At 66.0% G+C, this 22,835-nt stretch carries 17 protein-coding genes; 15 read left to right on the plus strand and 2 right to left on the minus strand.

What is annotated here, in order from left to right; genetic code table 11:
- Positions 1-201: 201 nt before the first annotated feature.
- The 4 genes from NOV65_RS00680 to NOV65_RS00695 all read left to right on the plus strand — a co-directional run bounded on the left by NOV65_RS00680 (position 202) and on the right by NOV65_RS00695 (position 6,093).
- Positions 202-2,433: a nitric-oxide reductase large subunit gene (locus NOV65_RS00680; RefSeq protein ID WP_257303325.1), complete on the plus strand. Its 2,232-nt coding sequence runs from the start codon at positions 202-204 to the stop codon at positions 2,431-2,433.
- 107 nt (positions 2,434-2,540) lie between these two features.
- The gene (locus NOV65_RS00685; protein WP_257303327.1) at positions 2,541-3,452 is read left to right on the plus strand and encodes a prohibitin family protein; all 912 of its coding nucleotides are present in this window, start codon (positions 2,541-2,543) and stop codon (positions 3,450-3,452) included.
- An 83-nt stretch (positions 3,453-3,535) separates the two neighbouring features.
- A complete protein-coding gene (locus NOV65_RS00690; RefSeq protein ID WP_257303329.1) occupies positions 3,536-4,726 on the plus strand; it encodes an acyltransferase family protein in 1,191 nt (396 codons plus the stop codon).
- Between the two features lie 173 nt (positions 4,727-4,899).
- Complete coding sequence (locus NOV65_RS00695; RefSeq protein WP_257303331.1) at positions 4,900-6,093, plus strand: S53 family peptidase; 1,194 nt, start codon at positions 4,900-4,902, stop codon at positions 6,091-6,093.
- 49 nt (positions 6,094-6,142) lie between these two features.
- Here NOV65_RS00695 and ppc read toward each other — a convergent pair whose 3' ends face one another.
- Entirely contained in the window at positions 6,143-8,893 is a 2,751-nt protein-coding gene (gene ppc / locus NOV65_RS00700) for a phosphoenolpyruvate carboxylase (protein WP_257303333.1), read from the minus strand.
- A 168-nt stretch (positions 8,894-9,061) separates the two neighbouring features.
- On the opposite strand from ppc, the gene ispH reads away from it, so the two are divergent.
- The 9 genes from ispH to NOV65_RS00745 all read left to right on the plus strand — a co-directional run bounded on the left by ispH (position 9,062) and on the right by NOV65_RS00745 (position 20,108).
- The gene (ispH, locus tag NOV65_RS00705) at positions 9,062-10,783 is read left to right on the plus strand and encodes a 4-hydroxy-3-methylbut-2-enyl diphosphate reductase (protein ID WP_257303335.1); all 1,722 of its coding nucleotides are present in this window, start codon (positions 9,062-9,064) and stop codon (positions 10,781-10,783) included.
- A gap of 57 nt (positions 10,784-10,840) precedes the next feature.
- Entirely contained in the window at positions 10,841-11,128 is a 288-nt protein-coding gene (locus tag NOV65_RS00710; RefSeq protein ID WP_257303337.1) for a hypothetical protein, read from the plus strand.
- 141 nt (positions 11,129-11,269) lie between these two features.
- Positions 11,270-12,094 carry an SDR family oxidoreductase gene (locus NOV65_RS00715; protein ID WP_257303339.1) on the plus strand — a complete coding sequence of 275 codons (825 nt, stop codon included), beginning with the start codon at positions 11,270-11,272 and terminating at the stop codon, positions 12,092-12,094.
- A gap of 30 nt (positions 12,095-12,124) precedes the next feature.
- Positions 12,125-14,923: a DNA polymerase I gene (gene polA, locus NOV65_RS00720; RefSeq protein WP_257303340.1), complete on the plus strand. Its 2,799-nt coding sequence runs from the start codon at positions 12,125-12,127 to the stop codon at positions 14,921-14,923.
- A gap of 161 nt (positions 14,924-15,084) precedes the next feature.
- Positions 15,085-16,203, plus strand: a complete 1,119-nt coding sequence (locus NOV65_RS00725) for an isocitrate/isopropylmalate dehydrogenase family protein (protein ID WP_257303342.1) — start codon at positions 15,085-15,087, stop codon at positions 16,201-16,203.
- Between the two features lie 8 nt (positions 16,204-16,211).
- Positions 16,212-17,120, plus strand: coding sequence for a hydroxymethylglutaryl-CoA lyase (locus NOV65_RS00730; protein WP_257303344.1), 909 nt, complete (start codon positions 16,212-16,214; stop codon positions 17,118-17,120).
- Positions 17,117-18,316 (plus strand): CaiB/BaiF CoA transferase family protein, encoded by a 1,200-nt coding sequence (locus NOV65_RS00735; protein WP_257303346.1) that lies wholly within the window; start codon positions 17,117-17,119, stop codon positions 18,314-18,316. The genes NOV65_RS00730 and NOV65_RS00735 overlap by 4 nt, the downstream gene beginning before the upstream one ends.
- Positions 18,317-18,332: 16 nt before the next feature.
- Positions 18,333-19,613: a 3-isopropylmalate dehydratase large subunit gene (locus tag NOV65_RS00740; protein ID WP_257303348.1), complete on the plus strand. Its 1,281-nt coding sequence runs from the start codon at positions 18,333-18,335 to the stop codon at positions 19,611-19,613.
- 3 nt (positions 19,614-19,616) lie between these two features.
- Complete coding sequence (locus NOV65_RS00745) at positions 19,617-20,108, plus strand: 3-isopropylmalate dehydratase small subunit (protein WP_257303350.1); 492 nt, start codon at positions 19,617-19,619, stop codon at positions 20,106-20,108.
- A 145-nt stretch (positions 20,109-20,253) separates the two neighbouring features.
- On the opposite strand, the gene tpx is transcribed toward NOV65_RS00745, so the two are convergent.
- Positions 20,254-20,799 (minus strand): thiol peroxidase, encoded by a 546-nt coding sequence (gene tpx, locus NOV65_RS00750; RefSeq protein WP_257303351.1) that lies wholly within the window; start codon positions 20,797-20,799, stop codon positions 20,254-20,256.
- Between the two features lie 172 nt (positions 20,800-20,971).
- Here tpx and NOV65_RS00755 point away from each other — a divergent pair, with 172 nt between their 5' ends.
- Complete coding sequence (locus NOV65_RS00755; protein ID WP_257303352.1) at positions 20,972-22,039, plus strand: sensor histidine kinase; 1,068 nt, start codon at positions 20,972-20,974, stop codon at positions 22,037-22,039.
- Positions 22,036-22,788: a LytR/AlgR family response regulator transcription factor gene (locus tag NOV65_RS00760; protein WP_257303354.1), complete on the plus strand. Its 753-nt coding sequence runs from the start codon at positions 22,036-22,038 to the stop codon at positions 22,786-22,788. The genes NOV65_RS00755 and NOV65_RS00760 overlap by 4 nt, the downstream gene beginning before the upstream one ends.
- Positions 22,789-22,835 lie beyond the last annotated feature (47 nt).

A 22,835-nucleotide genomic window follows, 5' to 3' on the forward strand; every position in this document is an offset into this window, starting at 1 on the left:
CCCTTTCAGAGATCCGGAGTGCCAAGGTCAAGGTACTTGGATTCCGCCTCCGGGGGCCAGAGGTTTTGCCTGAGCGCACAAGGCATCCGAACCGGGCTGGGGGCGTGCCGGAGATCACAATTAAGAATTAACAGTCCTAAATATGGAGAATCGTGGAACACTGCTTTCCGGCGCCCAGAGCGGGCATGTACGGAGGTTCCAATGAAGGCAAGGTGGTGGCTGGTGTTGCTGGTGCTCCTCGCGGGCTTCGGCGTGCTGGGACTGGGTGGGCGGCAGATCGCCCAGAATGCGCCCCCGATCCCGCAGCGGATCGTGGCGGAGGACGGCACCCAGCTGGTGGGCCCCGGACAGATCCTCGAAGGCCAGGTCAGCTACCTGGGTCACGGTGGCCAGCACATCGGTTCCATTTGGGGCCACGGGGCTTACCTGGCGCCGGACTGGTCGGCCAAGGCCCTGCACCAGTGGGCCTCCCACACCCTCGACGGGGTGAAGGCCCAGGGCGTTTCCATCGCGGATGCCAAGGCAAGCACCGTATCCATATTTCAGAACAATAGGTATGAATTATCCACCGACACGCTGACGCTGAATGCCGCCCAGGCCGCTGCCTACCTGGCGACCCGCGCCGAGCTGGCGAAGGTCGCGGTGGAAGGCGACAAGGGCGCGGCCATTCCTGCCCGGTGGATTCCCACCATGCAGGAGGGCGAGCGGGTGGCCGACTTCTGGCTGTGGACGGCCTGGTCCGCCGCGGCCCGCCGTCCCGGCGCGGACCACAGCTACACCCAGAACTGGCCCCAGGAGCCCCTGGTGGGCAACACCATCACGCCCATCAGCCACCTCTGGAGCATCCTCTCCATCATTCTCCTGATCCTGGGCGTGGGTCTCATGGTGTGGCACCACGCCACCCAGCCGGCCGAGGAATTCCCGGATCCCAAGCCCATCCCCCCCGCTCCGGCCACTCCCAGCCAGCGCTGGTCCGCCATCTACTTTGCGGTCGCCATGGCCCTGTTCCTGGTGCAGATCGGCATGGGCGTCATGACGGCCCACGACGCGGTGGAAGGCAACGGGCTCTACGGGCTGGATCTGTCGCACATCCTGCCCTACGCGGCCTCCCGCACCTGGCACCTGCAGCTGGCGGTCTTCTGGATCGCCACCTGCTGGCTGGCCACGGGCCTCTACCTGGGCCCCAAGCTCAGCGCCAAGGAGCCCAAGGGCCAGTGGCTGGGCGTCGCCGGGCTACTCGCCGCCCTGGTGGTGGTCGTGGTCGGGGCCCTCGTGGGTGCCCACCAGGCCATTGTCGGCAAGCTGTCGGGTTCCTTCATGCTGGGCCACCAAGGCTATGAGTACGTGGAACTGGGCCGCCTCTGGCAGATCCTGCTGACGGTCGGCATGGTCATCTGGCTGGTGCTGGTGCTGCGCTCGCTGCTGCCCGCCCTGAAGGGTGAGAAGGGCCGCCTGGGCCTGCTCAAGCTCTTCGTGCTGTCGGCCATCGCCATCCCGCTCTTCTACTCCGCGGGGTTCATGTACACCCGTGAGACCCACATCGCCATGGCGGAATACTGGCGCTGGTGGGTGGTCCACCTCTGGGTGGAGGGCTTCTTCGAGGTCTTCGCCACCGTCGCCATCGCGCTGCTCTCCACGCGCATGGGCCTCCTTCGCGAAAGCACCGCGCTCCGCGCCGTGAGCCTCTCCATGGGCCTCTTTCTGGGCAGCGGTGTCATCGGCACCTTCCACCACCTCTACTACACCGGCTCCCCGGCCTCCATCGCGGCCCTGGGCTCCGTGTTCAGCGCCCTGGAGATCGTGCCCCTCACCATCGTGGGCTTCGAGATCGCCATGAGCCTGAAGGCCGGCCGGGCTCTGGGTAGCGGGTACGAGTGGCCCTTCAAGTTCTTCGCGGCGGTCTGCTTCTGGAACCTGCTGGGCGCCGGTGTCTTCGGCATGCTCATCAACCCGCCCTCGGTGCTCTACTTCGGCCAGGGTATGAACACCACGCCCATCCACAGCCACGCCGCACTCTTCGGGGTCTACGGCTTCCTGGCGATCTCCCTCATGCTCTTCGCCCTGCGCGGCATGACGCCGGACAAGGCCTGGGACGAGAAGTGGCTGAAGTGGGGCTTCTGGGGCCTGAACCTGGGCCTTGTCCTGATGCTGGCGCTGTCGCTGATCCCCAGCGGCTTCTACCAGGTCGCCCAGAGCCTCGAGCATGGCACCTGGTATGCCCGCAGCGCCGAAGTGGTGCAGTCCCCCCTGATGCGCACCTTCACCTGGCTGCGCATGCCCGGCGACACCCTCTTCGGCCTCGGCGCCCTCGCCGTGATCATCTTCACCTTCAAGGCCGTCATCGGCGCCTGGGGCTGGAGGACCGCCGAGGAGATCAAGCCTGCCCGCACAGAAGTGGACGCGGTCCCCGCCTTCGCAGTGGCCGAGGACTGAGCTCCAACGAACAGGGAAAGGCCCCCGCCGCGAGGCGGGGGCCTTTCCCTTGTCCAGGCCGCCGGAAGTTGCCCTGTTAACCTGACCCGCCCCTTGGGAGGTGCTCTGTGGTCCTCATCGCTCTTCTGCTGTTTGTCGTTGGTGCGCTGGCCTGGCGATGGAAGACCAAGGTCGGGTATCCCCTGTCCGCCCGCCTGGTGATCCTGCAGTGGGCAGGGCTGGGCCTGGGTCTGGTCGTCCTGCTGGCCTCCATGGCTGTCATCGTGCCCCCGGGGCAGGCGGGGATCCAGGTGCTGTTCGGCAAGGTGAACAGCGAGCCCCTGCCTTCAGGCCTCCACTTCATCAACCCCTTCACCCAGGTGGTGGAGATGGAAGTCCGCACCCGGAACTACACCATGTCGACCGTGGGCGACGAAGGCCAGAAGCGGGGCGACGATTCGATCTCGGTCATCACCAGCGACGGGCTGACCGTGAAGCTGGATGCCACCATCTTCTACTCCCTACAGCAGGCGCGCCTGCCGGAGATCTACCGCACCATCGGGCCCGATGTGGAGGATCGGATCGTGCGCAGCGAGATCCGCGCCAGCCTGCGCGACGCAGCCGCCAGCCTGTCCGCCACCGAGCTCTACACATCGAAGCGCCAGTCTTTCGTGGACCAGGTGTCGAAAACACTCAAGGCCGCCTTCGAGGCCCGCGGCATCTCCCTGGAGCAGATGCTGCTCCGCAACGTCATCCTGCCTGAACAGATCACCAAGGCCATCAACGACAAGATCAGCGCAGACCAGGATGCCCAGAAGATGCTCTTCGTGCTCCAGAAGGAGAAGCAGGAGGCCGAGCGCAAGCGCATCGAGGCCGAAGGCCAGGCCAAGGCCCAGCAGATCGTGAGCCAGAGCCTGACCCCCCAGATCATCGAGTACCAGCGCATCCAGGCCCTGCGGGACATCGGCGCCAAGGGCAACCTGATCATCACGCCCATGGGCGGCGCCACGCCCATGATCCAGGTGCCCGCCCGGAAATAAGCCGGGTGGCCGAGCCCGGGCAGGGGTCAGGTAGGATGGCTCATGGCGGATGAAGCACTGAAGCAACGTTCGGCGTGGCGCCCATGACCGAGGCGGCCACGTCGAAGGGTGCCCCCTCGACTCGGAACCCTGGGATCGACCTCCTGCGCGGTCTCTCCATCCTGTTGGTGGTGCTGCATCACGTGGGGCTGCGCATCCCCCTCAAGCAGGGGGTGCTCGCCACCTTTCTGCCGAGGTGGTTCCTCAATGCGCTGATCTACAACGGCTACGAAGCAGTGTTCGTGTTCTTCGTGATTTCGGGGTTTCTCATCACCTCGAACACGCTGGCCCGATGGGGCACCCTGGGGGCGATCGATGCCCGAAGCTTCTACACTCGCAGGGCTGCGCGCATCCTGCCCTGCCTGGTGGCGCTGGTGGCGGTCCTCAGCGCGCTCCATCTGGCCGGTGCGCGGGACTACGTCATCAGCCACCCCAACCAGTCGCTCCCCAGGACGATCTTTTCAGCGCTGGGTCTCCACCTGAACTGGTACGAAGGACGCACGGGCTGGCTGCCCGGGAACTGGGACGTACTGTGGTCCCTGTCCATCGAGGAAATCTTCTACCTGGGCTTCCCCCTGGTCTGCCTGGGGCTGCGCCGGAAGCGATTCCTGGTGCCCGCCTTGATCCTGCTCGCCCTGTCCCTGCCGGTGTCGCGTGCCGCCCTCGCCGGAAACGGGATATGGCAGGAGAAGGCCTACCTGCCCGGCATGGCCGGCATTGCCATGGGTGTTCTCGGCGCTCTGGCCGCGGACTACCTTCGCCCGCAAGGACGTGGGATGGTGCGGCTGGTCGGGGCGGCCGGCGCCATGGGCCTGGCGGCAGTGCTCTGCTTCGAAGGCAAGATCTGGCCCTACCTGGGGAACGGCACCCTTCTCCTGCTGACGCTCTCGACGGCCGGCCTTGTCCTGGCCTTCCACTGGCGGGTCTCAAGCGGGCCCGCCAACCCGCTCCCCGGCACGGGTTGGTTGCGTTCTTTCGGGCGTCTGAGCTACGAGATCTACCTCACCCACATGTTCGTGGTGTGGCCGGTGGTTCGCGCCTTCAAGGCGACCGGCGCCAGCCTCCGGTGGGGCATCCTCTGGTACCTGCCCGCCGCTGCACTCTCCTGGCTGCTCGGTTGGCTGGTCGCGCGCTACCTTTCCACCCCCAGTGAACACGCCCTGCGGCGAAGACTGATGACGGCAGAACCGACCCTGCCACCGCTCGGCCCGGCGGTGGAACAAGTTCAGTCCTAAGAACCGTTCCAGGCCTTCTATTCGGCTATTCAGCGCTGGCCCGATCCCTTGACTCCCTTCGATGGCGGGAGTAGATTTCCGTGCCGTTTTCAATAAATGAGACACGGTATCAATTACCACGGGATCTTGAATGATGCCCGGGGGGTCCGGGCACGACGCCAAAGGAGGGCGGCATGCGAAGGACGAAAGTACTTGCGATGGTCCTCGGTCTTGGGCTGGGGTTGGCCCACCTTGCCGGGCAGGAGGCTCCCGCCGTTATCCACGGGGACGTGCTGATCCCGGATACCAGCCTGGAGGCCAGGGAGGATATCGGTGTCCGGTCCCACACGAACCACCTGGTGCTCCTCCGGCCTGGAGGTGGCCTGGGTCCGGGGGGCGGCATGACTCCGATGCAGATCCGCGACTTCTATGGCCTTTCAGCCACCGGAGGCCACGATGTCATCGCCATCATCGACGCCTTCCACTATCCGACGGCCCTGAATGACTTCAACACCTTCTCCGCCATGTTCGGGTTGCCCCAGGAGACTTCCACGGATCCGACGGCCGCCACCAATACGGTCTTCCAGGTTGTCTACCAGGGGGGGAAGAAGCCAAGGACCAATGCCGGCTGGGCCCTGGAGGCGGCCCTCGACATCGAGTGGGCCCATGCCCTGGCGCCAGCCGCCAAGATCGTCCTCGTGGAGGCCCAGTCCAACAGCAACGCGAACCTCTACGCAGCCGTGGACCTGGCGGTGTCCCTCGCCGGCGTGAAGCAGGTGTCCATGAGCTGGGGTGGCAGTGAGTCCTCGGGAGAAACCGCCAACGACACGCACTTCAACGTGAATGGGCCAGCCTTCTTCGCCGCCAGCGGCGACACCGGCGGCAAGACCATCTACCCCTCCACCTCGCCGTACGTCGTCGCCGTGGGGGGCACCAGCGTGGCCACGGATGCCAACGGCACCTTCACGGGCGAGACCGGCTGGAGTGCCGGCGGAGGCGGCAACAGCCCCTACGAGGCCAAGCCCAGCTGGCAGACCGCTGTGTCCATGACGGGGTCCGGCCGCGGCGTACCTGACATCTCCTCCGACGCGGACCCCAATACGGGTGTGGCGGTGTACGACACCACGTCCTACCACGGGCGGTCCGGGTGGTGGGTGGTGGGCGGCACCAGCGTCTCCTCGCCGTGCCTCGCCGGCATGGTGAACCTGGGCGGCGGAACGTTCACGAACACCACGCAGCTGCTCACGACCATCTATGGCAGCTATCTGAATCCTCCCGCCCCACCCGTGTTCCGCGACATCACCTCGGGAAACAACGGATTCCCGTGCCTGGTGGGCTGGGACTACGTCACGGGTGTGGGCTCTCCCCAAGGAACCGGCGGGTTCTGAACCTTCCGAAACCCCTTGAACCCGGGTCCCGCTTCACTGAGGCCCGGGTTCACCCGCTGTTCCGCAGCCCTGCAGCGATGCCGTTGATGGTGAGCAGAATACTCCGCACCGTGAGGTCGTCGCTGTCGCCGGCGCGGTAGCGGCGCATCAGCTCCACCTGGAGGTGGTTCAGGGGGTCGAGGTAGGGGAAGCGGTGCTGGATGGAGCGCCTCAGGGCGGGATTGCCCTCCAGCAATTCACGTTGCCCCGTGATGGCCTTCAGCGCGCGGATGGAGGCGCCACACTCCTCCTGCAGGCGGCCGAAGATTCGGCCTCGCAGGGCCGCGTCGCTCACCAGGTCCGCATAGCGGGAGGCGATGCCAAGGTCCACCTTGGCGAGCACCATGTCCATGTTGGAGAGCAGGTCGCGGAACGTGGGCCAGCGGGCGTGCATCTCCCTCAACAAGGCCAGACCCGCCTCGCCGCGCTCCCGTTGGAAGGCTTCGACCGCGGCGCCGAACCCATACCAGCCCGGCAACATCAGGCGGCACTGGCTCCAGCTGAAGACCCAGGGGATGGCCCGGAGGTCGGTGATGGCGTGGCCCGCCTTCCGGCTGGCCGGCCTCGAGCCGATGTTGAGCTGGGCGATCTCGGCGATGGGCGTGGACTCCCAGAAGAACTGCTCAAAGCCCTCCATTCCGTACACGAGATCGCGGTACGCCCGGCAGGCTTCGTTCGATAGCGCATCCATGGCTTCCGGGAAGCGGGGGTCCATCCTCACGCCATCAGCATCCGGAAGGCTTGCCTCCAGGGTGGCGGCTACCAGCACGTCAAGGTTGCGGCGGGCCACGGCCGGATGACCGTATTTGGCGGCGATCACCTCGCCCTGCTCGGTCAGGCGGATCTGGCCGCGCACCGCACCGGGCGGCTGGGCTAGGATGGCCTCGTAGCTGGGTCCGCCGCCCCGGCCCACGGATCCGCCGCGGCCATGGAAGAGTCGCAGGCGGATGCCGTGGCGCCTGGCCACTTCCACCAGCCGCAACTCAGCCTTGTAGAGCTCCCAGCGCGACGTGAGAAAACCGCCGTCCTTGTTGCTGTCCGAATAGCCCAGCATCACCTCCTGCACACCGTCGCGGCTGTCCAGCAGGCGACGGTAGAGGGGCTGGCGGAGCAGCCCATTCATGATGTCGCCGCAGCGCTGGAGATCCTCGATGGTTTCGAAGAGGGGGATGAGGTTGATGTCGAGGCGGCTTTGCGCCGGGCGCAGGATCCCCGCCTCCCGCAGCATCACGGCCGCTTCCAGGAGGTCGGAGACGCTCTCCGTGTGGCTGACGATGCAGCTGGGGAGGGCCTCCATCCCCAGGCGTCGCTGGGCCTCGGTTGCCGCGTGGAACAGGGCCAGCTCACCCTGGGTCTCTTCGCTGTAGGCCAGGTAGGGCGAGGCGAGAGGACGTGGGCTCTCCAACTCGGCAACCAGCAGGGTCAACCGTTCCGCTTCGCCCAGGGCTTGGTACCCGGTGCCGGGTCGCACGGCTTCCAGCAGCTCGGCCACCACCCGTTCATGGACCTCGGAACTCTGCCGCAGATCCAGCGGCGCGAGGTGGAAGCCGAAGACTGACACCGACCGGCGCAGGTCCCGCAGACGGCCCCGGGCCAGCAGCCGACCTCCATGGGCGCGCAGGGAGCGGTCCAGCGTGTCCAGATCTGCTTTCAGCTCAGCGGGTGAGCCATAGGGCTCCCCTGGGCCGGGCAGAGGGGCTGCCTCGGTGGCCAACTCATTCCGATGGGTTGCCGAGAGTCGTTCGAAGATCAAGGAGAGGGCCCGTCGATAGGCTTCGTCCACATGCTGCGGAGACCGGTCCGGAGACTGTTCCGCCAGGTCCTGAACCTCCTGGGAGGCCCGAGTGACCTGCAAGCTGAGGGAGAGTTCCTCGCCGAGGGCGCGCGTCTCTCGAAGCAGGAATTCCAGGATGGTGCGGGACTGCATCCGCAGCGTCTGCTGAAGCACTTTGGCGGTGACAAAGGGATTGCCATCCCGATCGCCGCCGATCCAGCTGCCGACCTGGAAGAAGGGTGGCAACTCCGCATCCCCCCAGGCCGGGTCCAGCCCGAGCCGATCCTCCAGATCCGCATAGAGGGCAGGGACTTCCCTCAGGAAGGTGCGGTCGAAATAGGAGAGGGCACCGGTGACCTCGTCGGCTACCGCCGGCCGCTGGGGCCGCAGCATGCGGGTCTGCCAAAGCAGCAACACCTGCCGCTGCAAGTGTTCGTCCCGGAGGGCCGTTTCTCTTGGGGTCGAGGCGAGGCGGTCACGCTCATCAAGCAGTCGGGCGATCTCCATCTGGGCATGCAGGACGCTTTTTCGCTGCACTTCGGTGGGGTGGGCAGTGAGCACAGGGCGGACCTGGGCGCTGGCGAAGAAGGCCCGCAGACCATCTGCATCCAGTCCCGCACCGGCGGCCCGGTTCAGGGCGTGGCCCAGGGAACTGGGCCGGGGCGGGGCGCTCCCCGTGTGGTGGGCGCGGGACCGCCGGATGTGATGCTGGTCTTCGGCCAGGTTGGCGAGCTGGGAGAAGTAGCTAAAGGCGCGGACCACCAGAATGGCGCGACCCGGGCTGAGGCCTTTCAGGATCGCCTTCAGTTCAAGGCCAGCGCTTGCATCCAGGGCCCTGTGGAAGCGCACCGAACTCTGCCGGATTCGCTCAATGAGCAGGAAGGTCTCCTCACCTTCCTGCAGCCGGACGGTGTCTCCCAGCAGCCGCCCGAGCAGACGGATGTCCTCCTTCAGGGGCAGATCCTTGTCGGGGTGGTCGGAGTCCATGGATAAGGTACCCCCAGGCCTTTGAAAAGAAGGCCGGCCTGGGACCTAGCGTAAGGGAAATCCAGGTGCCAAGGATTGTGGATGTGGCGACAGACACGCTGTGCGTCGAGCCGGCGGGAGCGCTATGATGAATAACCTGACCAACCCGGTCAGGATTCTGGGGCACCCATGAAAGTCATCGTCGCCAAGACTGCGGGGTTCTGCTGGGGCGTCAAGCGCGCCATGGACGCGGTTCTGGAGGCCTCGGTGCGCAACGACGGCCGCACCGTGCAGACGCTGGGGCCGCTCATCCACAATCCCCAGGCGCTGGAACTCATCGGCAGGCGGGGCGTGGCCGTCGCGGAGGCGCCGGACAAGGTGCAGGCGGGCACGGTGGTGATCCGCGCCCACGGCATCCCCATCCAGGACCTGCGCGGTCTCAAGGAGCGCCAGGCCCGAGGCGAGGTGAAGATCGTCAACGCCACCTGTCCGGAGGTGGCGAAGGTCCACCACAAGATCAAGAAGTGGAGCCCCAAAGGCTACTTCACGGTGATCCTGGGCAGTCATGGCCACGCGGAGAGCGTGGCCCACCGCAGCTTCGCGGACCACGGCTCCGTCATCGTGTCGAGCATGGCCGAGGCCGAGGCCCTGACCGACGAACAGCTCAAGAAGGTGCTGGTGGTGGCCCAGACCACCTTCACCGTGAAGGACTATCACGCCATCACTGACTACCTCAGAACCCGGGCCGTGGACGCCGTCTTCGAGAACACCATCTGCGAGGACACCTGGATGCGCCAGGACGAGGCCAAGGAGCTGGCCCGCACCGTGGACACGGTCATCGTCGTGGGTGGCAAGGCCTCGAGCAACACCAAGCACCTGGCCGAGCTGGCCCACCATTACGGCAAGCCCGTCCAGTACGTGGAGACTGCCGCGGAACTGGATCTCAAGGCTTTCACGGGCCGCGAGACCGTGGGCGTGCTGGCCGGCGCTTCCACCCCCACCTGGTTGGTGGATGAGGTGGTGGACGTGCTGGAGCAGCTGGGTGACGGTCCCAGCCGCTGGCGGAGCTTCCTGCAGGCTGCTTTCGGCAGCTCGTCGCTGCTGGCCATGGGCGCCGCCTTCATGACCCTCGGGGTGCACAAGTGGTTGGGACTCCCCCTGGGCTGGCGTTATCCGGTATTGGCGGGCACCTATGTGCTGGCCATGTACCTGCTGACCCCCTTCCTGGATCCCCTGGGCCTCGGTGCCAAGGGACCGGCGCGGGCGCGCTTCCTGGAGCGCAACCGCACCCTCCTGCTGTCGGCGGGCCTGGTGGCCTTGGCCATCACCCTCGGTCTGGCGGTGAGCCTGGGCCTGAAGGCCCTGACGGTGGCAGCCGGCGCCTCCCTGGTGGGCGCAGCCTACAAGCGGCGGTTCCAGGTAGGCGGGTGGACCCTGAGCCTGCGGAAGATCCCCGGCTCCAAGGACGTGGTGGTGGCCTTGGCCCTGGCTACGGTGGCGGTCATCATGCCCGTCTGGCAGGAGGGCCGGGCCTGGGATCTCCGCGCGTTCGCGGCCGTCTTCCTGGTGGGTGTCCTGGCCTTTGTCCGCACGGTGATCTACGAGATCAGGGACATGCAGAACGACCAGATCGTCGGGAAGGAGACTCTGCCGATCCTCATGGGCAAGTCAGCCACCAAGGCCGTGCTGGTGGGGCTGTTGGGAACCCTCCTGGCCGGCACTCTCTGGCTCACCTTCGACAATCGCCAGCATGGGCACCCCTTGGCTGTGGCGCTGGTGCTCGTGATCTGCGCCGCCTATCCCGTGCTGTACCTGTGGCTCTACCACGAGCGGTTCACCACCGGGAAGCACCGGTTCGAGCTGAGCGTGGACCTGAGCTTCTGGCTGGTGGGTTTGCTGGCCATCGTGTAGTTCTTGCCCTTTCATGGGGGACTGCTAGCCTTGGGGCACCTTTTCAAGGAGAGCCCCATGCGCATGAAGTCGCTTGTCGTCCTTTCTGCTACGGCCATCCTGGGCGCCGCCCTCGGTTGGGCCGCCGCGGCAGCCAGCTACCAGAAGACCGGCACCGTGAAGGAAGTGGCCCCCGACAGCTTCACCCTGGACCTCGGCAAGGAGGCCTGGCGCTTCTACACCGACAGCAGCACCACCGGGAAGGATGCCCTCAAGGCCGGCGACAAGGTGACCGTCACCTACAAGCAGGTGGCCACGAAGATCGAGGCCAAGGCTGCGGCGAAGGCCCCTGCCAAGAAGAAGTAGTTCACGATGAGGAGTATTGCCTCGGCGGTCTCGGTATGGCCACAGGCCATACCGAGAAGAAGAAGTAATTCCGCCGAAGGCGGTACCAGCAAAACGGGGCGCGTTTGCGCCCCGTTTTGCTGGATGTGGAAAGATGGCTGCATGCGGAACTGGGTCCTCATCACAGGTTGCTCGACGGGCATCGGGCGGGCCCTGGTGCCGCTCTGCCGCGCGGCGGGCTGGGGCGTGGTGGCCACGGCGCGGCGGGTGGAGACGCTGGTGGACCTACCCCCGGGCGAGGACCTCCGTGTGCTCCCTCTCGATGTCACCGACGGAACCAGCGTCGCCGCCGCGGCCGCAGCCTGCGCGGACCTGCCCCTCAAGGCCCTGGTCAACAACGCCGGCTACGGCCAGGTGGGCCCCCTTGAACTCCTACGCGCGAAGGAACTCCGCGCGCAGTTCGAGACCAATGTCATCGGCCTCCACCAAGTGACCAACGCCTTCCTGCCCCTGCTGCGGCGGGAACCCGGCGCGCGGATCCTTCAGGTGGCCTCCATGCTGGGGCGCCTGTCCATCCCTTTGGCGGGGCCCTACAACGCTTCCAAGCATGCGGTGGTGGCCCTGGCGGAAAGCCTGCGCCTGGAGATCGGCGAGGAAGTGGCCGTGGTGCTGGTGGAGCCCGGCGCCATCCGGACGGAGTTCAGGGAAACCCTAACGAAGGCCTGGGGCGACCTGCCCGAGCGGGCCCGCGGCACCCGCTATGAGGCCATCCTCGCCCGGTACCTGGCGGTGCGGAAGCAGCAGGGCGAGCGCTTCGCCATGGATGCCCAGCGCTGCGCCCGGAAGATCCTGAAGGCCCTGGTGGCTGAACGTCCCCCGCGGCGCGTGGTCATTGGCCGGGACGCCTTCTGGGTGGGCAAGCTGAAGGCCCTCCTGCCCGCGGCCTGGTGGGAGGCGATCCTGCGCCGGGCCTATGGACTGAGGTGACGGAGAAGAGAGTGCTGCCAGACTGGAGGCATGTCCGAAGACCGCCTCTACCTGATCGACACCTTCGCTTTCATTTTTCGCGCCTACTTCGCCAATCCCAGGCTGAAGAACGGCGCGGCGTACACCTTCACGCGACTGGTGCTGCAGCTGCTGGCGAAACACCAGCCCACGCACCTCGCCTGTGTGTTCGACATGCCGGGGCCCACCTTCCGGCATGAGCTCTATCCCGAGTACAAGGCCAACCGCGCCGAGATGCCCGAGGACCTGCGGCCCCAGATCCCCATGATCCGCCAGCTGGTGGAGGCCCTCTCCATCCCCATCGTCGAACTCTCCGGCTACGAGGCGGACGATGTCATGGGCACCCTGGCCCGGGAATCCGCCGCCCACGGTCTGCCGGCGGTCATCGTCAGCCCGGACAAGGACTTGCTGCAGCTGGTGGACGACGACCTGAAGATCCAGGTGCTGAACACCAAGGATGGCGAGATCTGGCACGACCGCGAGGGCGTGAAGGCCCGCATGGGCGTGTGGCCCGAGCAGGTGGTGGACTTCCTCAGCCTGGTGGGCGACGCCTCCGACAACGTGAAGGGCGTGCCCGGCATCGGCGAGAAGGGCGCGGCCCTGCTGCTGGAGGCCCACGGCAGCCTGGACGGTGTGCTGGCCGCCAAGGCTGGCCTGAAACCCAAGCAGCGGGAGGGGCTGGAGGCCGCGGCCGAATGGCTGGAGCTCACGAAGCGCCTCGTCACCGTGGTCACGGATCTGACGCTGCCTCTGCATCCGAAGGACCTCGCCTATCCCGGCGTGGACGAGGCCAAGGCCCGGGAGACCTTCAAGGCCCTGGGCTTCCAGACCCTCACCAAGGAGTTCACCCAGAGCGCCAAAGAGGCGGGCAGCGAGCGGAAGTACCGCTCCGCAGCCACCGTGGCTGATCTGGAAGCCGCCGTGGCGGCCTGCCGCGCCGCGGGACGCTTCGGCCTCGATACCGAAACCACCAGCATCGATCCCACGCGGGGCCACATCGTGGGCCTGAGTCTGGCCTGGGCGCCCAACGAAGGCCTCTACGTCCCGCTGGCCCACCTGAAGCCGGCCACCGCGGATACGGAGGGCTCCCTGCCGGGACTGCTGCCCGATAGCGGCTTGCCCGCATCCCTGCTGGATCTGCGTGGAGACGCGGCAACCTTCTTTGCCGAGTTGGCGCCCCACCTGGATGCCCGCAACCTGCCCTTCGCGGAGGCCCGGCGCGTGCTGGCGCCCCTGCTGGCCGACGCTTCCGTGGGCAAGTGCGGCCAGAACCTGAAGTACGACCTCCAGGTGCTGGCCCGCCACGGTCTGCCGGTGGCCGGGTTGGCGGACGACAGCATGGTGTTGAGCTTCCTGCTGGAAAGCGGGGTCCGCCACAACCTGGACGATCTGTCCGTGCGCCTGCTGGACGTGAAGCCCATCGCCTTCGAAGAGGTGGTGGGGAAGGGCAAGGCCCAGAAGCGCTTCGATGAGGCCGAATTCGACCATGCGGTGCAGTACGCCGCCGAGGATGCGGACCTCGCCCTCCAGCTCTGCGACAAGCTGCGGGCCATGCTCGCGGACGACCGGTTGAAGCGGCTCTACGAAGAGGTGGATCTTCCTCTCGTGGACGCCCTGGCGGCTCTCGAAGGCCATGGCGTGCGACTCGACCTGGAGGTCCTCTCCCAACTCGCCATGCGCATGCACGGCGAGCGCAAGCGCGCCGAGGCCCGCGTTCTCGAGCTCGCCGGCGAGCCCTTCAACCTGAACAGTCCCACTCAGTTGGGCGGCATCCTCTTCGGCAAGCTGGGCTTCAAGCCCGTGAAGTACACCGGCAAGACCAAGGCCCCCAGCACCGATGAGGATGTGCTTCAGGAGCTGGCGGAGAAGCAGGGTGCCGAGATCGCCAGCGAGCTGCTGCGCCACCGGCAGATGGTGAAGCTGCTGGGCACCTATGTGGAGGCGTTGCCCCAGATGGTGAACCCCGTCACGGGCCGCGTGCACACGCGCCTGCACCAGGCGGCGGTGGCGTCGGGTCGCCTGGCTTCCAGCGATCCCAACCTCCAGAACATCCCCATTCGCACCGAAGAAGGTCGCGCCATCCGGGGCGCCTTTGTGCCCGAGCCCGGTTGGGTGTTGCTGGACGCCGACTACAGCCAGATCGAGCTGCGGGTGGTGGCGGCCCTGGCTGAGGATCCCGTGCTGCTGGGCGCCTTCGCCGCCGGGGAGGACATCCACCGGCGGACAGCCTCAGAGGTCTTCAACGTGCCCATGGATCAGGTCACCTCGGAGCAGCGCAGCGCGTCCAAGGCCGTCAACTTCGGCCTGCTCTACGGCCAGGGGGCCTTCGCCCTCGCGGCCAACATCGGCGTCAGCCAGAAGGAAGCCAAGGCCTTCATCGAGCGCTACTTCGAGCGCATGCCCAAGGTGGCCGCCTGGATCGAGAACGCCAAGGAACGGGCCCTGGCGGAAGGTCTGGTGCGCACCCACTGGGGCCGCATCCGCCGCATCCCGGAGCTGGAGAGCCCCAACAAGCAGTTCCAGGCGCAGGGTCTGCGCGAGGCCGTGAACACCATCGTCCAGGGCACCGCCGCCGACCTCATGCGCCGGGCCATGGTGCGTCTGCACCACAGCCTCCAGGCATCGGGTCTCCAGGCGCGGCTGCTGCTCCAGGTCCACGACGAGCTGCTCATGGAGGCACCTCCCGAGGAAGTGGACCGCGCCTCGCTGCTGCTGAAGGAGGCCATGGAAGGCGCCGACGACCTGGGGGCCCTGGGCGTGAAGCTGGCGGCGGAGGTCCGTTCCGGGGCGAGCTGGCTGGCCTGCAAATAGCCGATCGTTTTTGACGATCTGTAGGTCCGAAGAGTCGAAACCAGGCTTTTCGGCCGGAATTGTGATGGCGATCGGAGCTCAAACTTAACGGGGAGGTCATGATTGGGCGGTCCCGGGGCGACTTTGCGCCTGGGCAGGACCCCTTCCCGCAGGAGCCGATCATGAGCCAATACAACATCGCCTGGTTGCCCGGTGACGGCGTGGGCGTCGAGGTCATGGAGGCGGCGAAGATCTGCCTCGATGCCCTGAAATTCGACGCCACCTACACCCATGGCGACATCGGCTGGGAGTTCTGGTGCAAGGAAGGCGAGTCCTTCCCCCAGCGCACCATCGACCTGCTCAAGAACAGCCACGCCGCCATGTTCGGCGCCATCACCTCCAAGCCCGTGAAGGATGCCGAGGCCGAGCTGATCCCGGAGCTGAAGGGCAAAGGGCTGATCTATCGCAGCCCCATCGTCCGCATGCGGCAGATGTTCGACCTCTACACCTGCCTGCGGCCCTGCAAGGCCTACCCGGGCAACCCGCTGAACTACAAGGAAGGCATCGACATGGTGATCTTCCGCGAGAACACGGAGGATCTCTATTCCGGCGTCGAGTTCGCCCCCGTGCCCGACGAGCTGAAGGACAGCCTGAAGCGGCTCAGCAAACCGTTCAGCCACTTCGCGGACCTGCCGGGCGATCAGTTCGCCATCACCTGCAAGATCAACACGGTGAAGGGTTGCGACCGCATCATCCGCGCCGCTTTCGAGTACGCGAAGACCTTCGGCTATCCCAAGGTGACGGTCATCCACAAGGCCAACGTGGTGCGTGCCACAGAGGGCATGTTCCTGGAGACCGGCAAGCGCATCGCCAGGGAATACCCCGGCATCCAGATGGACGACGCCAACGTGGACGCCATCACTATGTGGATGCTGAAGAACCCGAAGAACTACGGCGTGATGGTGGCCACGAACCTCTTCGGCGACATCGTCAGCGATCTGGCGGCCCAGATGGTGGGTGGCCTGGGCTTCGGCTGCTCGGGCAACATCGGCGACAAGCTGGCGGTCTTCGAGCCCAGCCACGGCAGCGCGCCAAAGTATGCGGGCCAGTACAAGGTGAACCCCATCGCCACCATCCTCGCCGCCAAGATGATGCTGGATTGGCTGGGCGAGCCGGAGAAGGGCGCCCGCCTGGAAAAGGCCGTGGCCGCCGTCATCGCTGAAGGCCAGGTGCGCACCTACGACATGGGCGGCAGCGCCTCGACCCTCGACATGGGCGAAGCCATCGCACGGAAGCTCTGAGGAATGCCATGAATCCGATCCTCATCCACGAAGTCGGTCCCCGCGACGGTCTCCAGGTCGAAGCCGCGGTGGTGCCCACGGAGGTCAAGCTCGACTGGATCCGCCGGGTGGCGGATTCGGGCGTGGATATCGTTCAGGTGGGTTCCTTCGTGCGGGGTGACAAGGTGCCCCAGATGGCAGACACGGATGAGCTGTTCCGCATCCTTGCCAAGGAATCCCACCGCGCCCTGCTATCGGGTCTGGTGTTGAACGAGAAGGGACTGGAGCGGGCCCTGGAGGTGGGCGTGCCGCTCATCTGCCTGGGTGTGTCCGCTTCCGAGACCCACAGCCGGAAGAACACGGGCATGGGCACCGAGGAGGCCCAGCGGCGCATCATCGCCACGGCGTTGGCGGCCAGGGAGGCCGGCAGGAAGGTGCAGGTGAGTGTCCAGAGCGCCTTCGGCTGCGGGTTCGAGGGCCCCATTCCCGAGGATCGCGTCATGGGCATCGTGGCGGCCTACCTGGAGGCCGGACTGACCTCCATCAGCCTTGCAGATACGGCCGGCCACTCCCATCCCGACCAGGTCCGGCGCTACGTCGGGCGCGTCCTGGAGCTGGATCCGCGCGCTGAGCTCACTGCCCACATCCATAATACCTATGGTTTGGGCATGGCGAGTGTCTACGCAGCCATGGAAGCGGGCGCCAAGGCCATCGAGACCAGCTTCGGCGGCCTCGGCGGCTGCCCCTTCACCAAGGTGGCGGCGGGCAATGTGGCCACCGAGGATCTGGTGCACGGCCTCCAGCGCTCGGGTCAGCGGGCCGACATCGACCTCCCCACCCTGATCAAGGTGGCGCAGGACGTGGCGGCCCACCTCGGTCGGGACCTGCCGGGCTGCGTCCACAAGACTGGGCCCATCGCTGCAAAGGTGACGGTATGAGCAGGCAGATCCTCGACGGCATCAAGGTCCTGGACCTCACCAACGTCCTGTCGGGCCCCTTCACCACCCTGCATCTGGCCCTCCTCGGGGCCGAGGTCATCAAGGTGGAGAACCCCAAGGACGGGGATCTGGCCCGCAAGCTGGGCATCGTCCCCGAGCTGAACAAGAAGCTCATGGGCACCAGCTTCCTGGCCCAGAACTGCAACAAGAAATCCATCACCCTCAACACCAAGTCACCCGAAGGCAAGGAGCTGTTCCGGAAACTGGTGAAGGACGCGGATGTGGTGGTGGAGAACTTCCGCCCCGGCGTCATGGACCGGCTGGGCATTGGCTACAAGGTTCTGGCGGAGCTCAACCCGAGGCTGATCTACTGCGCGATTTCCGGCTTCGGCCAGACCGGACCGGACGCCCTCAAGCCGGCCTACGACCAGATCATCCAGGGCCTGTCGGGCGAAATGGCCGTGAACGGTGATGAGCGGCTGAGCCCCCTGCGGACGGGCTTTCCGGTGTGCGATACGGTGGGCGGCCTGAACGCGGCCTTCGCCGTGATGGCGGCGCTCTTCCACCGGGAGCGCACGGGGCAGGGGCAGGCCATCGACATCGCCCTGCTGGATAGCATCATGCCCCTCATGGGTTGGGTGGCCGCGAACCTTCTCATCGGCGGTGAACAGCCCGTGCTCATGGGCAACGACAACTTCACGGCGGCGCCCAGCGGTACCTTCCGTACGCAGGATGGGCACATCAACATCGCCGCCAACAAGCAGGAACAGTGGGAGGCGGCCTGCGACGTGCTGGAAGTGCCGGAACTGAAGGCCGATCCGCGGTTCCAGGAACGGGATACCCGCAAGAAGAACCGGCGTGAGTTGACGCCATTGCTGGAGGCCAAGCTGGCCCAGAAATCTACCCGTTTCTGGGTAGGGGAACTGAATGCGAAGGATGTTCCGAGTGGCGAGATCCTCGACCTGGAGGCGGCGCTAAGGCAGCCGCAGATCCAGCACCGGGAGGTGCTGCGCAAGGTGCAGGTGAACGGTGTGGGCGAGATCGAGGTTTTCGGTCTCACCGCCCTCTTCGAAAAGACTCCTGGGTCCGTCGAGGCTCCGCCGCCCGCTCTGGGCGAGCACAATGCGGAAATTTACGGGCGCCTGGGCCTGGCTGATTCCGATCTAGCTGAACTGAAAACCAAAGGTGTGATCTGAGGAGGCAGTTATGGGCATGACGGTCGTCGAGAAGATCCTGGCCCGCGCAGCGGGCCTGCCGTCCGTGAAGGTCGGGGATGTGGTGGAGCCGAAGGTGGACCTCGCCATGTCCCATGAGAACGCGGCGCTGGTGATCAACCAGTTCCACGAGGTGTACGAAGGCACTGGGCTGACCGCCAAGGTGTGGGATCCCTCCCGGGTCGCCATCATCTTCGATCACCGCGTGCCGGCTGAATCGCCGAAGACCGCCACCAACCAGAAGAAGATCCGGGGCTTCGTGGCCGACCATGGCATCACCAAGTTCCATGACATCCGCGGCGATGTCGGTGGCATCTGCCATCAGATCCTGCCGGAGTACGGCTATGTGCGGCCTGGATTCGTGGTGGTGGGCACCGACTCCCACACCACCAGCCACGGGGCCATGGGCGCCTTCAGCTTCGGCATCGGCGCCACCGAAATGGCTTCTGTATGGAGCCTGGGCATCGCAGTGAATATCGAAGTCCCCGCCACCATCAAGGTGGTGGTCAAAGGCGAGTTCCCGCCCTTCGTGGGGCCGAAGGACCTCATCCTCCACCTCATCGGCAAGCTCACGGCCCAGGGCGCCAACTACAAGGTGCTGGAGTTCCACGGCGAGACCATCCGGAAGATGAGCACCAGCGGCCGCATCGCCATCTGCAACATGAGCGTGGAGGCGGGTGCCACGTCGGGCATCGTCCCAGGTGACGCGGAGACCTTGCGGTACCTTCGGGAAGAGGCGGGGGTGACGGACCCCATCCCCTGTGTCACACCCGATCTGGATGCAGACTATGTCAGGACGGTGGAGATCGATGTATCCACCCTGGTGCCGCAGATCGCCTGCCCCCACATGGTGGACAACGTGAAGCCCATCGGCGATGTGGCCGGCACCCGGATCCAGCAGATCGTCATCGGCAGCTGCACGAATGGGCGGCTGGACGACCTGGCCGCCGCGGCGGACATCCTGCGGGGCAAGAAAGTGGCCCAGGGCACGCGCATGCTGGTGTTTCCGGCCTCGAGCAAGATTTTCGCCCAGGCTCTGGACAAAGGTTACGTCCACGACCTGATGAAGGCCGGCGCCGTGGTGATGAACTCAGGCTGCGGCCCCTGCCTGGGGGTCCATGAAGGCGCCCTGGGCGACCACGAAAAGGCGCTCAGCACCACCAACCGCAACTTCAAGGGCCGCATGGGCAATCCCACGGGGGAGGTCTACCTGTGCAGCCCCGTGGTGGCCGCCGCCTCCGCGATCACGGGCGTCATCACCGATCCGAGAAAGGGCTGAACCATGTCCAAGGTCATCATCAAGCTCGGCAATGACATCAGCACCGACGACATCTATCCGGGCCGCTTCATGGCCACCGTGTTGCCCACCGAAACGCCCCAGTTCGCGTTCTTCGACCGTACGGAGTTCAACGCCCAGCTCAAGGCCAAGGCCTTTGCGCCCGGCTCCATCATCGTGGGGGGCGAGAATTTCGGCTGCGGGTCGAGCCGCGAGCAGGCCTGCTCCACGCTCAAGGGGTACGAGGTGGCCGTGATCGCCAAGAGCATTTCGCGCATCTTCCTGCAGAACAGCATCAACCTGGGCCTGCAGGTCGTGATCTGCCCCGGCATCGAGGCGAGCGAAGGCGACGACCTGGAGATCACGGCGGACCAGGTGCTCAACAAGACCACGGGCAAGGCCTACGACCAGGTGAAGCTCCCCGCCGCCCGCAAAGGCATCATGGACGCCGGTGGGCTCATCCCCTACACCCGGGCGAGACTCATGGCCAAGGTCTGATAGAAAAGACCTCCACGAAGGACACGAAGAAAAGGACAAGATCACGAAGGCGGAGGGGATTGCCCACCTTACCTTCGTGATCTTCTTGCGCCCCGGGGCCTATTCGTGTCCTTCGTGGAGGCATTTCCCGATTCGGTCCGAACGCCTATTCGGTGCTCTCCAGCGCATCCTCTGGGCATGGATGGTGGTGGCTCCGGATGGCGTGGACGGCCAGATCGTAGTCGGGTTCCCGCGTGAGCTCCGGCACCAGTTCGGTATGGATGACGGTGCCATTCTCGTCCAGTGCCACCACCGCCCGGGCGAGGAGACCCCGCATGGGTCCGTCGATGAGGGTGACGCCGAAATCGGCGCCGAATTCAGGGTGGCGGAAGGTGGAGACGGGCACGACGCGCTCCAGGCCCTTCGATCCGCAGAAGAGATCCTGGGCGAAGGGCAGGTCCATGGACACGCACAGCAGGACGGTATCGCTGAGGTCCGCCGTCAGGGCATTGAACTTCCGCACACTCTCCGCACAGGTCGTCGTGTCCAGGCTGGGGAAGATGCTCAGCAACACGCGCTTGCCTTCCAGGTCCACGCTGGCGACCTCGCGGAGATCCGTGCGAGTGACGGTGAAGGCGGGGGTGGCAGAGCCGATGGTGGGCAGCTCGCCGCAGGTGTGGAGGGGGTTCCCGTTCAGGGTGATCGTGGCCATGGCGACCTCCGCGCGGGCCCATCCTACTCCCGATCCAGGCAACCGGGGTGCCATCATTCATGATCAATGGATGATCTTTTGGGGAGATCGCCCCTGGAATCCCTCGGCTGGCCCCAACCCGCTGGCGGGAACCGGCTCAGGTATCTAGGCTTGTGGCATGGGTCCCTCGGGGATGAAGTGGCGCTGGTACTGGGGCATCTGGGCCCTCATGGGGCTCTACATGGCCACCTGGGACTTGGCCCTGTACCCTTCCGCCTCGGTCCTCCGGCTGCTGGCGCTGAACCTCCTTCAGAACGGGACCTGGGGACTGTTGGGTCTTTTCCTGATCTGGCTGGCGGACCGTCGGCCCATCGAATCCTTCGCCTGGTCCCACTGGCGGACCTGGGGCCTCCATCTCGTGGCCAGCATCCTCGTCGCGGCCCTGGGGCTCTTCCTGGCCTACCTGATCTCCCTGCTGGTGGATTCCGGCTGGGGGAAGGTGTTCGATCCGGTCCATCTGCGAAAGGGCCTGCCCAAGTTCTACCGGGCTTATTTCCATACGAACCTGCTCTTCATGTGGGCCGTGGTGGGGGCCTTCCATTGGGTGCGGATCTACCGGAAGTACAAAGCCCGGGAAGTGGAGGCCGCGAAGCTGCAGGCCCGGTTTGCCGAGGCGCAGAACCAGGCCCTGAGGATGCAACTCCAGCCGCACTTCCTGTTCAACACCCTCAACTCGATCTCGGCCCTCGTCCACGCGAATCCGGACGGGGCCGACGACATGATCAGCCGCCTGGGGACCTTCCTCCGGATGACCCTGGAGGCTCCACCAGACCAGATGGTGCCGCTGCACAAGGAACTGGCCTTCATCCGAGCCTACCTGGCCATCGAGCAGGTGCGTTTCCAGGATCGTCTGCGAATCGAAGTGGACGTTCCGGCCAGCCTCCAGGATGTGCGGGTGCCCAGCTTCATCCTCCAACCCCTGGTGGAGAACGCCCTGAAGCATGGGCTCTCCGATCGGCCCGGCGGCGGCACCCTGCGCCTGCGGGCCTCGCGGGATTCCGAGTACCTGGTGCTGGAGGTGCAGGACGACGGAGAAGGCCTCACCTCAGACCGGGAGGGCGTGGGTCTGAGCAATGTCCGGGGTCGCCTCGGCCTGATCTACAAGGGGCGCCACCGCTTGGACCTTCGCGGTGGGCCGGGCATGGGCACCCTGGTGGTCCTCCATCTGCCCCTGGAACCAGGGGAGGGGGAGGCACCATGAATCTCCGCGCCCTGGTGGTGGACGATGAGATGCTGGCCCGCCAGCGGATCCGCCATCTGTTGCGGCGCTCCACGGACATCGAGCTGGTGGGCGAGTGCTCCAACGGCCTGGAGGCGGTGAAGGCCATCGAGGACCAGGCTCCGGATCTGGTCTTCCTGGACATCCAGATGCCCGAACTCGATGGCTTCGGCGTGGTGGAGGCCGTGGGTCCGGACCGCATGCCGCCCACGCTCTTCATCACGGCCTACGATCAGCACGCGCTCAAAGCTTTCGAGGTCCACGCCCTGGACTACCTGTTGAAGCCCTTCTCCCCGGAGCGCTTCCACCAGGCCCTGGAACGCGCCCGCCGATGGTGCCTTCGGACCCCTTCGGAGAAAGCGCCGGACATGGAAGCCCTGCTGGCCAGCCTGCGCGAGGAGCGCCCCTGGGTGGACCGCCTGCTGGTGCGCCAGGGGGACCGCCACGTGCTGGTCAGGACGAGCGCTCTGCAATGGATCGAAGCTGAAGACAACTACGTCCGTCTGCATGTGGAGGGCACCTCCCACCTCCTCCGCCAGACCATGGCGAGCCTCCTGGCGCGGCTGGACCCGGCACAATTCAGGCGCATCCACCGCTCCGCCATCGTGAACCTCGATTGCATCAAGGAATTCCAGCCCTGGACCGGCGGGGACCACCTGGTGATCATGCGCGACGGCACCAAGCTGACCCTCAGTCGCACGTTTCGGGAACAATTCGGGAAGTGGCTCTGATACAGGAAAGGCCCGGCGGAGCCAGGCCTTTCCTGGGTAACGGGACC

Source organism: Geothrix campi (assembly GCF_024609265.1).
GTDB lineage: Bacteria > Acidobacteriota > Holophagae > Holophagales > Holophagaceae > Geothrix > Geothrix campi.

Coding starts and splice junctions, on each gene's coding strand:
- NOV65_RS00745 (WP_257303350.1), top strand. CDS start 19,617: ATGTCCAAGGTCATCATCAAGCTCGGCAATGACATCAGCACCGACGAC.
- NOV65_RS00735 (WP_257303346.1), top strand. CDS start 17,117: ATGAGCAGGCAGATCCTCGACGGCATCAAGGTCCTGGACCTCACCAAC.
- polA (WP_257303340.1), top strand. CDS start 12,125: ATGTCCGAAGACCGCCTCTACCTGATCGACACCTTCGCTTTCATTTTT.
- NOV65_RS00755 (WP_257303352.1), top strand. CDS start 20,972: ATGAAGTGGCGCTGGTACTGGGGCATCTGGGCCCTCATGGGGCTCTAC.
- ispH (WP_257303335.1), top strand. CDS start 9,062: ATGAAAGTCATCGTCGCCAAGACTGCGGGGTTCTGCTGGGGCGTCAAG.
- tpx (WP_257303351.1), bottom strand. CDS start 20,799: ATGGCCACGATCACCCTGAACGGGAACCCCCTCCACACCTGCGGCGAG.
- ppc (WP_257303333.1), bottom strand. CDS start 8,893: ATGGACTCCGACCACCCCGACAAGGATCTGCCCCTGAAGGAGGACATC.
- NOV65_RS00690 (WP_257303329.1), top strand. CDS start 3,536: ATGACCGAGGCGGCCACGTCGAAGGGTGCCCCCTCGACTCGGAACCCT.
- NOV65_RS00725 (WP_257303342.1), top strand. CDS start 15,085: ATGAGCCAATACAACATCGCCTGGTTGCCCGGTGACGGCGTGGGCGTC.
- NOV65_RS00695 (WP_257303331.1), top strand. CDS start 4,900: ATGCGAAGGACGAAAGTACTTGCGATGGTCCTCGGTCTTGGGCTGGGG.
- NOV65_RS00760 (WP_257303354.1), top strand. CDS start 22,036: ATGAATCTCCGCGCCCTGGTGGTGGACGATGAGATGCTGGCCCGCCAG.
- NOV65_RS00715 (WP_257303339.1), top strand. CDS start 11,270: ATGCGGAACTGGGTCCTCATCACAGGTTGCTCGACGGGCATCGGGCGG.
- NOV65_RS00680 (WP_257303325.1), top strand. CDS start 202: ATGAAGGCAAGGTGGTGGCTGGTGTTGCTGGTGCTCCTCGCGGGCTTC.
- NOV65_RS00710 (WP_257303337.1), top strand. CDS start 10,841: ATGCGCATGAAGTCGCTTGTCGTCCTTTCTGCTACGGCCATCCTGGGC.
- NOV65_RS00740 (WP_257303348.1), top strand. CDS start 18,333: ATGACGGTCGTCGAGAAGATCCTGGCCCGCGCAGCGGGCCTGCCGTCC.
- NOV65_RS00730 (WP_257303344.1), top strand. CDS start 16,212: ATGAATCCGATCCTCATCCACGAAGTCGGTCCCCGCGACGGTCTCCAG.